Source organism: Streptomyces sp. NPDC001093 (assembly GCF_040298985.1).
GTDB lineage: Bacteria > Actinomycetota > Actinomycetes > Streptomycetales > Streptomycetaceae > Streptomyces.
On sequence record NZ_JBEPBF010000200.1, the window covers coordinates 1 to 12403 of the forward strand.

General features: G+C 68.9%; 11 protein-coding genes and 1 pseudogene. 7 read left to right on the forward strand and 5 right to left on the reverse strand.

The features are described from left to right. A partial coding sequence (locus tag ABT288_RS46955; protein ID WP_351622357.1) for a polymorphic toxin-type HINT domain-containing protein occupies positions 1–2930 on the forward strand: 2930 nt, incomplete at its 5' end. A 572-nt stretch (positions 2931–3502) separates the two neighbouring features. Here ABT288_RS46955 and ABT288_RS46960 read toward each other — a convergent pair. Continuing rightward, on the reverse strand, positions 3503–3745 hold the full coding sequence (locus ABT288_RS46960; protein WP_351622359.1) for a transposase: 243 nt from the start codon (positions 3743–3745) through the stop codon (positions 3503–3505). A gap of 401 nt (positions 3746–4146) precedes the next feature. Between ABT288_RS46960 and ABT288_RS46965 the strand changes: the two genes are divergently transcribed. Further along, on the forward strand, positions 4147–4383 hold the full coding sequence (locus tag ABT288_RS46965; RefSeq protein ID WP_351622360.1) for a hypothetical protein: 237 nt from the start codon (positions 4147–4149) through the stop codon (positions 4381–4383). 58 nt (positions 4384–4441) lie between these two features. On the opposite strand, the gene ABT288_RS46970 is transcribed toward ABT288_RS46965, so the two are convergent. From ABT288_RS46970 to ABT288_RS46980, 3 genes are read right to left on the reverse strand one after another with little or no spacing between them, the layout of a single operon-like run. Continuing rightward, the gene (locus ABT288_RS46970; RefSeq protein ID WP_351622362.1) at positions 4442–4921 is read right to left on the reverse strand and encodes an integrase core domain-containing protein; all 480 of its coding nucleotides are present in this window, start codon (positions 4919–4921) and stop codon (positions 4442–4444) included. After that, a complete protein-coding gene (locus ABT288_RS46975; RefSeq protein WP_351622365.1) occupies positions 4918–5490 on the reverse strand; it encodes a helix-turn-helix domain-containing protein in 573 nt (190 codons plus the stop codon). The genes ABT288_RS46970 and ABT288_RS46975 overlap by 4 nt, the downstream gene beginning before the upstream one ends. A gap of 45 nt (positions 5491–5535) precedes the next feature. Further along, positions 5536–5658, reverse strand: coding sequence for a hypothetical protein (locus ABT288_RS46980; RefSeq protein ID WP_351622368.1), 123 nt, complete (start codon positions 5656–5658; stop codon positions 5536–5538). Positions 5659–5852: 194 nt separating this feature from the next. On the opposite strand from ABT288_RS46980, the gene ABT288_RS46985 reads away from it, so the two are divergent. Together ABT288_RS46985 and ABT288_RS46990 are read left to right on the forward strand one after the other, a co-directional pair. Beyond that, positions 5853–6479 carry a DUF6000 family protein gene (locus ABT288_RS46985; protein ID WP_351622371.1) on the forward strand — a complete coding sequence of 209 codons (627 nt, stop codon included), beginning with the start codon at positions 5853–5855 and terminating at the stop codon, positions 6477–6479. 973 nt (positions 6480–7452) lie between these two features. After that, positions 7453–7542, forward strand: a pseudogene (locus tag ABT288_RS46990) (TerD family protein); the annotation flags it as partial. Between the two features lie 21 nt (positions 7543–7563). Here the strand turns inward: ABT288_RS46990 and ABT288_RS46995 are convergent. Continuing rightward, positions 7564–7830, reverse strand: a complete 267-nt coding sequence (locus ABT288_RS46995; RefSeq protein ID WP_069779704.1) for a GlsB/YeaQ/YmgE family stress response membrane protein — start codon at positions 7828–7830, stop codon at positions 7564–7566. 234 nt (positions 7831–8064) lie between these two features. Here ABT288_RS46995 and ABT288_RS47000 point away from each other — a divergent pair, with 234 nt between their 5' ends. The 3 genes from ABT288_RS47000 (at position 8065) to mgtA (ending at position 12313) form a co-directional block, all read left to right on the forward strand. Further along, positions 8065–9156 carry a TerD family protein gene (locus ABT288_RS47000; RefSeq protein WP_351622373.1) on the forward strand — a complete coding sequence of 364 codons (1092 nt, stop codon included), beginning with the start codon at positions 8065–8067 and terminating at the stop codon, positions 9154–9156. Between the two features lie 99 nt (positions 9157–9255). Beyond that, positions 9256–9618 carry an ArsR/SmtB family transcription factor gene (locus ABT288_RS47005; protein ID WP_351622376.1) on the forward strand — a complete coding sequence of 121 codons (363 nt, stop codon included), beginning with the start codon at positions 9256–9258 and terminating at the stop codon, positions 9616–9618. Then, positions 9611–12313, forward strand: a complete 2703-nt coding sequence (gene mgtA / locus ABT288_RS47010; RefSeq protein WP_351622379.1) for a magnesium-translocating P-type ATPase — start codon at positions 9611–9613, stop codon at positions 12311–12313. The genes ABT288_RS47005 and mgtA overlap by 8 nt, the downstream gene beginning before the upstream one ends. The last annotated feature ends 90 nt before the right edge of the window (positions 12314–12403 follow it).

The following is a 12403-nucleotide window of genomic DNA, read 5'->3' on the forward strand; positions in this document are numbered from 1 at the left end:
CCGGCCAGGCGGGCGCCGCCCGCAAGGCAGCCCAGCAGGCGCGGGATGCCGCCGCGGGCGCCCGCGCTGCCGCCCCGGCCGCCGACTCGGCCCACACCGCCGCCGCCCAGGCCGCCGACGCGGCCAAGGCGGCCAGCGGCGCCGGCAGTGACGCCACCGATGCCGCGAACGCGGCCGACCAGGCCAACACCCTGGCCGACGAGGCCGGTGCCCACTCCGTCGAAGCCGCGAACGCCGCGGCCAGCGCGCACCGGCATGCCCGCGAGGCCAGCCGTGCCGCCGACGCCGCCGAATCCCTGGCGAACGAGGCCGCCTCCGACGCCGGCGAGGCACGCGACGCCGCCAACGACGCGGCCACCCATGCCGAGAATGCGGCCAAGGCGGCCGACGACGCCGCCGCCCACGCCGGGCAGGCCGCGACCGCCGCCAAACAGTCCGCCGCGCACGCCCAGGAAGCCAAGAAGGCCGCCGACGCCGCCAGCGCGGCCGTCGCCAAGGCCCAGAAGGTCCACGACCTCGCGGTCCGCATCGACACCGAGCGGCTGACCGCGCGCACCAACGAGGCCATCAACCGCGCGAAGGACCTCAAGGCCCAGGAGGACCAGCGCGCCGCGGCCCAGCAGGCAGCGGCCCAGCACGCCAAGGACCTGCAGACTGAGGCGGCCAAACTCGCCGACCAGGCGGCCCAGCCCGGCGCGGACCCCGCGCAGATCGCCCCGGAAGCCCGCAAGGTGGCCCTGGCCACGGCCAAAGCCGGCCGCGCCTGGAGCCAGTCCGCCGCTCTCGTGGCCCTGGCCGGCACGGCCACGGACGTGACTGCCTACATCCGCACCGGTCGCCAGCAGGCCGGGTCCCAAGACGACCGCCAGGACGTCGAACACCTCGCGGAAGCCGCCGGCTCGGCGGATGTCCGTGCCGCCGCCGCCAGAGCGCTGGACGGAGACGACTCCGCGGTGAGCGCGTTTCTTGCCACCGGCCAGTACGAGGCGATGAAGCAGGACATGCGCCTGTACATCGCCCGGACCATCGCAGGCGCCGGCCCGATCGAGCAGCAGGCCGGACGCACCGCGCTGAACACCGACACCACGGAAGCTCTGCGCCAGTTCCTCACCACCGACGATGCCCAGGCACGCACCCAGGACGAACGCGTCCGCGCCGCCCAGCTCACCGACCCCCGCAACAGCAGCAACGGCGCGGAGGTGAAGGCCGCGGCCCGCATCGCCCTGGAAGGGCCCTCGAACCTGCTGCACCTCTTCATCACCGTCGGCCAGTACAAGGCGCACCGGCAGGACCAGCTCGGCGCCACGCACGAGGCCCAGATTCAGCAGCTGATCGCACAGGCCGCGGGCATCGCCGCCACCGCCCAGAAGAACGCAGCAGAAGCGAGCAAGGCGGCAGCCAACGCCGCCCATGCCGCAGAGGAAGCCGCTGGCTACGCCAAACAGGCCGCACAGTCCGCCAACGACGCCAAGAACTACGCCACCCAGGCCGACGGCTACGCCAAACAGGCCGAACAGTCCGCCAACGACGCCGCCGCCTCGGCCAAAACCGCCCGCCAAGCCCAACAGGACGCCGAGAACGCGGCCGCCGCGGCCGTCACCTCCGCCACCCAAGCCCAGCACTCGGCCACCGCCGCACGCGGCTCCGCCGACTCGGCCTGGACATCCGCCCAGCAAGCCCGCGCCTCCGCCACGGCGGCAGGCAAAGATGCCACCGAGGCCAACCAAGCGGCAACGGAGGCATACCACTCTGCGGTCACAAAGCAGCGCCAGGAAGAGGCCTGGCTGCGACAGCTGTACGCGGAGCAGGAGAAGCACGCCCAGCACGATGACGATGACAGCTGGGTCCCAGCTTGGCTGAAGGACACCGCCAACACGATCGGCGACTACGGACAAGCCATCCTCGGAAACCCAGACATCTGGAAAGGCCTGATCGAGACCTTTGCCAGTGTCGGGGCCGTGGGCCAAGGCACCGAGGACATCGCCGGGGGCGTAGAACTCTGCCTGAGCGGCGTCGGCTGCCTCGTGGGCGCACCGGCCATCGCGTTCGGCGTCGCGACAGCGGGCGCGGGAATCTACGGAATCACCGACGGCATCAGCCGCTTCAACAACGGCCTCGGGCAAGCCCTGCGCGAGGCCCAGCAAGAGGAAGCGGGCGGAACGGAAGAGAGCTGCAGTCAGTGCTTCGTTGCCGGCACTAAAGTGCTCATGGCCGGTGGCTCGACGAAGAAGATCGAGGATATCGCGGAAGGCGACAAGGTCGTCGCCACAAACCCGCTTACCCGGAAGACCGAGCCGCACAGGGTCGCCCATGTCATCATCACCGATGGCGACAAGCACTTCGACGAGCTGGCCATCGCCACACCGAGCGGCTCGCAGAAACTGATCGCGACCTACGAACATCCTTTCTGGAGCCCGTCGCAGAACCGCTGGGTGCAGGCACGCGAACTGCGACCCGGCTCCACCCTGCTGAGCAACGACGGGAAAACGGTACGCCTACAGGCGAACCTCACCTTCGACCAGCGCGTACGCACGTACAACCTAACCATTGAGGACTTCCACACCTACTACGTTCTGGCCGGGGCGACGCCAGTACTCGTACACAATGGATGCAAAGAAATCGTCCTGGATAACTACGGCAACTACGAACAAGCCCGGAACAAGGCCCTGGACCTCCTGGGGGAAGTTGACCCGGCGACTCGGGAACCGTACTTCGGCCGTCTAGAATCCTCTCCTACAACCTACGGCAAGGTTGTAGGATTCACTACGCGAGTGAACGGTGTGTTCAAAAGATTCAGGCTGGACTACGACCCGGTTAAGGGGCCTCACATCAACGTCGAGATCGGCAAGGGAGATTCTGCACAGAAGTGGGCTGTACCCTGGGACGGAACAGAAGCAGACTTCGAGAAAATACTTGGCGGTAACTCATGACGCTCGAAGAGGTGTACGGAACCAGACCAGATCTACTGCCGCGCTCCATGGTTCGAGTAGTTCGAGGCGATCAGTCACACGGACGACGGATCGCCTGGGCCGGACGCTCTGGCGTGAAGCTGCTTGATCTGGCAGAGCATCTCGAGTACGAGCGTAAAAGTCTGCGTGCCTTCCCTCGCGGATCCGACGGTGCGATCGTTTGGGGCTCGGTAACCCGTGACGTCGTGCTTTACTCGGCGGATTCAGACTCCATCGACTTCTGTCGGATACTCGAAGAGTATGCCCCGAGTGCCGGTACCCTTATCTTCTTCTGGGGGAGTCTGGCAATTCCGACCGTAGAGATGGAGTTCGATTCCACTCGGTCTCACCTTTCAGAGATTGCGGAATCTAAGCCAGAATTCTGGATCTACTCCCCTGGTGATCGAGTTGTGTTGGAGAAATCCTTCTCGGGTGTGCTGACTGTGGCACAGGTGCCTGCGAACCTCAACGGCCCACATTCCGCCTAGCGCACCCTAAGTTCGACCCAGCAAAGCGGTCCACCGACTTCGTCGGTGGACCGCTTTGCTGGGTCTTCAAAGTTGAGCGGTACGGAGGTGTCCGCGGGCTCGGCGGGTGGTGACACAGCGTGTCCGTAGTCGTTGGTTGTCGGCGTTGCGGAAGCCGAACGCGTTGCGGGCGACGAGCTTGATCACGCGGTTGCTCCCTTCGCTCTTGGCGTTGCTGCATCCGGTGTCGATGAACGCGGCGATCTCGGGCCACCAGGGGTCGAGGTGGTGGCGAGCTGGCGGGCTTCGGAGATGTCGGAGTCCGCGCACCAGACGAGGAACTTCCAGCGGGCGTGGCCGATTTCGTGGCGATCGGCTCCGGTGCGGGCCAGGGCGAGGAGGGGGGCCGCGTCCGCCGCACTCAACTACTCGGCGGCCTCATCAACGGGCTGCGCGCAAGTTCTCCTTGGCGATCCAGGCTGTCAGCAGCGTCTGCTCGATCACCCCGTCGCCCAGGAGCGTGTTCCACATGGTGGCGAACTGTTCGTCGCTGAGGTCCTAGCGGTTGCGCAGGAGGCGTCGCCTGGCTTTCCATTCCGGATCACTGGCGCGTCGGCGCCGACCGCCGCCCTTGCCGGTGGTGCGGCGCCTGGCGCGACCTGCCGGCCCGTGGAAGGCGGTGTACACCCGCTTCCGCCGCTATGCAGATCGGCCAGGCCTGAGACGAGGGCGTGACGGCTCATGCGCGCTGTCTGCGGTCGTACACGAGGACCAGCGGTTGCGGCGGGCACAGCTCGGTCACCACCACTCTGCACCACGTCTACGAGTTCATCACCCAGGACGGCCGCGTCATCCGGTTCAACGAGGCCAACGGCCCCTCGGCCGTTGGCGAGGACGTCAGCTACGGTGCGGCCCTCGACCTGTCCGAGCAGCCCTGTAGGGTGCCAATAGTGCCGTACGCCTTGTGAGCTGGGCGTTCGCCTGCGCAGCCGGGATCTTTTTAGGCGGTGTCGCGGTACTCGCGAATCAGTCCGCCGAGGATGTCGTGGCGCTGGATGTGCTGGGCCGGGAACGGCATGACGTCGGGTCGTCGCAAGGCGCCCGGAGATCCAGTGCCCGGTGCGGCCTTCCCGTGTTGTGGTGCGCCGCGTACTCGGCGAGGACGCGTCGGCCGTGTTGCTCGTTGTAGATCAGGATCCGGTCGGTGCACTCGGCGCGGACGCTGCGGATGAACCGCTCGACGTGGGCGTTCATCCTCGGCGCCTGCGGTGCGGTCTTGAGAATCTCGATGTTCTCGCTGGTGAACACGGCGTCGAAGGCCTGGGTGTAACGGCTGTCCCGGTCGCGCAGCAGGTAACGGAAGCCGGAGACCCGATCGCCGAGATCGGCCAGGAGGTTCCTGGCGAACTGGGTGGCCCAGGCCGCCGTTGGGTGGGCGGTCACGCCGAGGATGTGCACGGTGCGGGTGCCGACCTCCATGACGGCGAAGGCGTAGAGCCTGGTCAAGCCCGCGGTGTCGACGTGGAAGAAGTCGGCTGCGAGCAGGCCGGAGGCCTGGGCGCACAGGAACTCGCGCCAGTAGGCCCGGTGTTGGGGCCGCGTCGGGGTGCTGGCCCGAGTCCGGCGGAACGCAGGATACGGCGGACGGTGGAGGCACCGACCCGGTACCCGAGCCGACGCAGTTCGCCCTGGATGCGGGTCGAGCCCCAGGTCGGGTTCTCGCGTGCCAGGCGCAGGATCAGAGCGGTGACCTGCTTGGATATCGGCGGCCGCCCGGTCCGTGCGGGTTCCTGCCGCCACTTCCAGCGGATCAGGAATCGGTGCCAGGACAGCAGTGTGCCGGGGGTCACCAGGCGGTGTCGGCGGAGCCTGCCGGGCAGGTGCCGAGCGAGAGCGGCGAGGACCGCACGCTCCGGCCAGGTCAGCCGCGGTCGGACGCCGAGCCGCCGACGCAGCGCCGCATTCTCATGGCGCAGCGCGAGCAGTTCTACGTCCCTCGCCCGGTCGGCACAGGAGAGGAGCAGGATCAGTCCGAGGAGCCGAATGAAGATCAGGTAGAGCATGCGCAACGCCATGCAGTCCGAGCCTGTCAGGACTGTCGACCCTCGCAAAGTTCCTGGTCAGCAGCGATACGTGAGTTTCGGCACCCTACAGGGGTCGGTGAAGGCGACGAGTTGGGTGTAGACGTGGATGACGGCGGGGGACAGCCTCGTCAACTGGTCGTTGATAGTGGTGTCGGACATGGTGATGGCCTCGCTTCCCGAAGGGCTTGAGGAATGAGGTCCCCGGCCGGGGGAGCGGTCCCTGGGGGCCGCAGGTGTCGCCGGCGCGTGCGCATCGCGAGTGATCCGGACGGATAGGCCGATCCATGGCGTCGCGGTGGTCACCGTGATCCCACTTGGCGCGTCGGCCGCGACCCCGACGCTCGCACACGGGCATGACGTCAAGCGCCGGTCAACCGATCGTGTCCGCCCACTTGCTGCGTCGATTGGACCGAGTCACGTTCGCGCGGAAGCTGGGCAAGGCCGCCAGTCAGATAAGCCTCCGTGAACTGGGCATTCTGCTTGATGGGGGATGGCGCGAGCGTAAGACGGCAGCCTGGCTCATTGCCGTTGCTGGCAGAAGGGAGTTCCGCGGACGTCTCGGCGAACTCCTGGTCGCCAGCGAAGGATTCTACGCGGGACAGGCGTACTGCGTCATGCTCGCCATCTTCGCCACCCCTGCCGACGCCGACCTTCTGGTCGCTTACTTCGACCGCTACCTGCTCTGCCTCGACCTCGACTACGACCAGGCAGTGGCCTCGGCACGCTGCTGCTCGACGCTGGCCGGGCAGCCCAGTTCCTGGCTCACGACGGCCCTTGGCAGCAGAGGATCGACCCGCCCAGCAAGGGCTACGAGGCCCCTGAGAGCTACCGGGAGTTCATCGGCCGGCTCTGCCTCTTCGCCAGAGTGCCAGGCATTGCGCGGCAGTGTGACGACAGCCCCGCCGCACAACCAGGGTGGTCACCGCCCAGCGCCCTCAGCTTGGGAAGCGAAGGCGCTTGTACGTGCTTGTATGCGCTGACCTGCGTAAATGTGCTATCTGGCGTGTGCCGCGGAGGCGGTTTCGCACCGGTGTTGACCGTGGTTGTCCGCCCTTATGGGCACGCTTTGGGCACGCCGTCGGTCTGTGGGGGCGGGAGTGCCGTTCAGTGCGCTGCCGCGTGTCGGATGTCTTGCCGCGAGGAGTTGTACGGAGAGGGGCATTGCAGGTGCACACCAGCGATGCTGTCAGTGGCGGCCGCTGTCCGGTGGACATGCGTCCGTCATTGCCCGGCGAGTAGACGACCTCGACACCTCGACCGCAGCTCCTGCGGCTGTAACCAAAAACGCCCAGCGACACGCCGGGCTGGGTGGCTGGCGCATTTGAGGGCAACCCTGCGGACGAGTGCGCCGTTCGTATCGGGCGGCTCAGCCGTGGACGTACCGTCCCTTGCCTCTTCCAGCGCCGTGCTTGTCCTTGCTTTCGTTGCCCAGGTTGTCCGACGGCGCGGTGACGGCCGGAGTGGCGGAAGGCACTGTCGGGGACGGTACCCGGGCTGCCGGTATGGAGCTGGTCGTTACCGGGGCGGGAGAAGACGGCGGGGAGGGGGGCATCCTCGACGGAATTCATCGACGTACCAAGGGCCAGCTCCATGCCGCAGAGAGTGGCCTGGGCGGCCAGTTTGCGGCGGCCGCGCGGACTGGAGTGCGCCGCACTTCGGGTTGACAGGTCCGCGGACCGAGAGCGGGAGCGATGGAAGGCGCGGGCATGGTGGTGGTGCCGCCCGGACCGGGCGGACTCGGTGTCCGTTCGTATGCGGCAAGCCAGCAGGCCACCTGCTCGGCTGTGGGCCGGGTCCTTGGCGAGCAGTAGTCGGAGAGTTGCTGCGGTATCCCGGGTGCAGTCGGGCGGGCGGCGATGGCACCCCGTCGACGTGTTGCTGCACCACGGCCAGCGAGCTGGCACCACGGAACAGGGGCCAGCCGGTGAGCAGTTCGTACAGCACGCCGCCGATGGAAATGGCTGGCAGTTGAAGGCTATCGGTGAGCCTGGCGCCGGGCGTACGTTCCGGGATCTGCTGCCCGCGATTGCCAGCCATCTGTGACCGGCACTCTCGGCGCTCGGGTCAGTCTCGGGAGTTGCCGAAAAGGATGCGGTAACCGATGAGCAGCACCAAGGATCCGGCGATCGCTGCGCCCCATGTGTAGAGGTCGAAGAAGTGCTTCTCGACCGAGCGGTGGAGGAAGTGGGCGGAGAGCCAGCCGCCGATGAAGGATCCCGCGATTCCGATGAGAGTGGTGCCGATCAGCCCGCCCGGGTCCCGGCCGGGCAGCAGGATCTTGGCGATCCCTCCGGCGAACAGGCCGAGGATGATCCAGCCGATGATGCCCACTTCGTTGTCCTCCAGTCGGGTCGGGTCGGACGGGGCCCGCCGGACACCGGTGCTTCGGATTGCTTGTTTGCGCAAGCCTATGGATCGATGCGAGGACCGGCCAGCGCTTGTGGTGACTGGTGATGAGCCGTTGTGGTGCTGTCACTGGCTCATGACATTGCGCAAGCCGGGAACTGGAAGGCTTAGGTTCACGTTGATTACGACGGGAAGCGGAAGCAGCTGCGGAGGACGTGCATGAGTGTGTCCCTGACCAAGGGCGGCAACGTGTCGCTCAGCAAGCAGGCTCCCGGCCTGACTGCGGTGACGGTCGGGCTGGGCTGGCAGGCGGGCACCGGCTATGAACTGGACGCCAGCGCGCTGTTGTGCGACCAGTCGGGCAAGGTGCTGTCCGAGGAGCATTTCGTTTTCTTCAACAACCTGACCAGCCCCGATGGTTCGGTCCGCCACGCCGGCAGTGGCAGGCCCGCGGGCGCGGACGACCAGCAGATCCATGTCGACCTCACGCGGGTCTCCGCCCAGGTCGAGACGATCGCCTTCCCGGTGTCCCTCTACGAGGGGGTTTCCCGCGGCCAGACCTTCGGGCAGGTGCACCGGGCACACATCCGCGTCCTCGACCGGGACAGCGGCACTGAACTGGTCCGCTATGACCTCGCGGCCGGCGGCCTGTCGAGGGAGACCGCGTTGGTCTTCGGCGAGCTGTACCGGCACGGCGCGGAGTGGAAGTTCCGCGCCGTCGGCCAGGGCTACACCTCCGGTCTCGCCGGCATCGCCACCGACTACGGGGTGGACGTCCTGCGCGAGACTGCCCCGGCCGATCCGGTCCCGGTCACCCCGCCGCCGGTGAGCACACCTACGTACGCGCCGCCGACGCCCACGGCACCGCCGCTGACCGTCGTCTCCGCACCCACCTCGACACTGGCGGGATCCCCGCAATCCTCAGGGAGTTCTTCCGTGTCGTGCTTCTTCGACCCCAACCACGGTCCGGGCATGACGACTGTGACCTGGTCCCCGCAGTGGGGCGTGCCCCGGCCGGTGCAGGCGTGCGGCGGCTGTGCCCAGCGGGTGCTGACCACGGCGCCGCCGTTCTACGCGCCCCCGCAGCAGGGGTATCCGCAGGCGACGGCACCGCAGGGTTATCCGCAGCAGGGGTACGGACAGCCGTACCAGGACCACTATGACCACCAGCCGCAGGGCGGTGGCCGCCGGTTCGGTGCGGGCGCGCTCATCGGTGCCGGTGCGGCAGGTCTCGTCGGCGGCGCACTGCTGAACGAGGCGTTCGACGACGACGAGCCGGACGTGGTGGTCAACAACTACTACGAGGACTGATCCACTGCCCTCTCGGTGCGGGAATGTCCGGCATTCGGCCGCCTACACTGAGTGGGCACACGGGTGTCGGCTGTGTAGAGGGCTGGACGGGAGAGGACTGTGACGGGGAACGTCAGTGGTTTCGAGGATCCGTCCGCCGAGGTTCTCACCCAGGCAGCCGCGGCCTTTGGACTGCTCGCCTCGGCAGCCCGGCTGCATCTGATGTGGGCGCTGTCGCAGGGCGAGAGTGACGTCACGCATCTCGCCGACCGGGTCGGCGGAGCGCTGCCCGCCGTCAGCCAGCATCTGGCCAAGCTGAAGCTGGCCGGGCTCGTGAACTCCCGCCGCGAGGGCCGACGGCAGGTGTACTACGTCGGTGACCCGGAGGTCGTCACCGTGGTGCGGGTGATGGTCGGGCAGCTGACGGCACGTTCGCAGCATGCCCTCGCGCCGGTGCGCGAGCTGCGCGGGACCGGTGGCTGAGACCACCGCGGCCCCGGGGCAGGACGCCGAGCCGCCTGGCCCGTCGGCCGTATGCGCCCCCGGAGGAGGGGCTTCGCCGGATCTGTCCGCGCCGACCGTGTTGGAGACCTTGCGGCGGCTGGACAGCGGGCCGCGCGGGCTGACCGAGGCACAGGCCGAGGAGCGGCTGGCCCGGCTGGGGGAGAACACTGGGCCCGCCTGGCGCGCGGCCTCCTGGCCACGGCTGTTCCTGAGGAGCCTGCGGGACCCGTTCACCGCGGTGCTGGCCTGTCTCGGGCTGGTCTCGGCGGCCGTCCTCGCCTGGAGCACCGCCTCGGTGATCCTGCTGCTCGTCGTGGTGAGCTGCGTCCTGCGGGCCTCTGGGGAGCACAGGGCCGACCGGTCCACGGCCGCACTGCGCGAGCTGGTCGCCACCACCGCCACCGTGCTCCGGCGGGCCGACGAGGAGGCAGCTCCGGCGACCCGTGAGCTCCCCGTGGTCGAGCTGGTGCCGGGAGATGTGATCCGGCTGGGGCCGGGCGACCTGGTGCCGGCGGACGTACGCCTGCTGCGGGCGAGCGGCCTGACCGTGCACCAGGCCGCGCTGACCGGAGAGTCCGCACCCGTCGTCAAATCCGCCGACGACCTGCCTCGCTCGGCCTGCGGCGGGCTGTTCCAGCAGCCGCAGCTCTGTTTCCAGGGCAGCAGCGTGGCCTCCGGCAGTGCCACCGCGGTCGTCACCGCGACCGGCGCGCACACCCGGTTCGCGGCGGCGCACGAGCGCAGGGCCGGCCGGCCGGAGGCGAGCGCCTTCGACCGTTCGGTCCATGGCATCTCCTGGATCCTGATCCGGTTCATGCTGCTCACCCCGCCGCTGGTGCTGATGGCGAACGCGGCGCTGCGCGACCGCGGCCTGGAGACACTGCCGTTCGCCGTGGCGGTCGCGGTCGGGCTGACCCCGGAGATGCTGCCGGTCCTCGTCACCCTCTGCCTCGCCCGTGGGGCCTCGCTGCTGGCCCGCACGCACGGCGTGATCGTCAAGCGCCTGCCGGCCCTGCACGACGTCGGCGCCGTCGACGTGCTGTGCCTGGACAAGACCGGCACCCTCACCCAAGACCGGCCCGTCGCCGACCGCGCCCTCGGCCCGGACGGGCTGGACGCCCCCGAGGTCCTGCACTGGGCCGCCGTCAACGCCTGGTGGACCCTTCAGCTCGCCGACCTGCCCGAACCCGACGCCCTCGACGAGGCGATTCTGGACGCCGTCGACGAGGACACGCTCACGGCGTACGACGGGGTCGCGGCCGTGCCCTTCGCCCCGGACCACCGAGTCTCCGTGGCGGTCGTGCGCACCCCCGGCCGCCTCGGCATGCACACCCTGGTCGTCAAGGGAGATGTCGAGGCCGTACTGGACCGCTGCGCCGTCCCGGACGACGAGCGGGAACGGCTGCGCGCCCTCGCCGCTCGGCAGGCCGACGGCGGGGTGCGCGTCCTGGCGGTCGCCACCGCGGAGCGATCCTCCCTGCGTCGCGGCTACACGCTGACCGATGCACATGGGCTGACCTTGCGGGGCCTGATCACCCTGCGGGACGCGCTCGCGCCCACCGCCGCCGACGCCCTGAAGGTCCTCACCGACCGGGGTGTCACCGTCAAGATCCTCACGGGGGACCATCCGGGAACGGCGGTCCGCGCTTGCCTCGATCTGGGAATCATCGTGACCCATGACGCCGTGCTCACCGCCGACGTCATCGACCTCCTCATGGACGCCGAACTCGCCGCGGTCGCCGCCCGTACGACCGTCTTCGCGCGCTGCACCCCGGAACACAAGGCTCGGATCATCGCGGCCGTGCGCACCGCCGGACACACCGTCGGCTTCCTCGGCGACGGGGTCAACGACCTGCCCGCGCTGCGCGCCGCCGACGTCGGCATCGCCCCCCGCAATGCCGCCGACGTCGCCCGGGAAGCCGCGGACGTGGTGCTCGCCGAGAAGGACCTCACCGCGATCGCGCACGCCGTCGCCGCGGGCCGACACGCGGGCGGCAACATCGTCACCTACCTGCGCACCACGCTCTCGTCCAACCTCGGCAACGTCCTCGCCATGCTCTCCGCCGGTCTGCTGCTGCCCTTCCTGCCAATGCTCCCGGCCCAGGTCCTGCTCCAGAACCTGTGCTTCGACGCCGCCCAGCTCACGTTCGCCCACGACCGGCCCGCCCCCGCCGCCCTGCGCCGGCCGACCGTGCTGGACCCGAGGGAGCTGCTGGGCTTCATCACCGGCTTCGGTGTGCTCAACGCCGTCGCCGACCTGGCCACCTTCGGTGTCCTCGCCCTCGCGATGCACGGGCAGGGGACAGGGGTCGACGAGGCGGTGTTCCACTCCGGGTGGTTCACGGAGAACCTGATCACGCAGGCCCTGGTGATGGTGCTGCTGCGCGCCGGCCGCCGTACGGCCGAGTTCCGCCGACCGGGCCCGGTCGCCTCGGCGGCACTGGCCCTTGCCGTCATCGGCCTGGCGCTTCCCCCCTCACCGCTGGGCCCGATGCTCGGCCTGACCGCCCTGTCGCCCGTGTACTACCTGCTGCTCACCGCTGTCCTGATCCTCTACGCCGCAGGTCTACTGGCGGCCAGGGCGCGCTTCGAGCGCGGTGGCGGCAGCGGTTCTGCTCCGGTGGGCCGACCCAGTCGATCGTCGGCGCCCGGCGCCGGTTCACGCCCGTCTTAGACGTCGTCTCATTTGGTGAGTCTGCGGTAGCAGATGAGGCTGCAGGCGATGGCGGTGAAGGCCAGGAAGTGTTCGGCCTTGCGTTCGTAT

Excerpts from the sequence above, each read along its gene's own strand:
- ABT288_RS46975 (WP_351622365.1), bottom strand. The coding sequence starts at position 5,490 with ATGGCGTTGCGCATGCTCTACCTGATCTTCATTCGGCTCCTCGGACTG.
- ABT288_RS46980 (WP_351622368.1), bottom strand. The coding sequence starts at position 5,658 with ATGTCCGACACCACTATCAACGACCAGTTGACGAGGCTGTCCCCCGCC.
- ABT288_RS46985 (WP_351622371.1), top strand. The coding sequence starts at position 5,853 with ATGACGTCAAGCGCCGGTCAACCGATCGTGTCCGCCCACTTGCTGCGT.
- ABT288_RS47000 (WP_351622373.1), top strand. The coding sequence starts at position 8,065 with ATGAGTGTGTCCCTGACCAAGGGCGGCAACGTGTCGCTCAGCAAGCAG.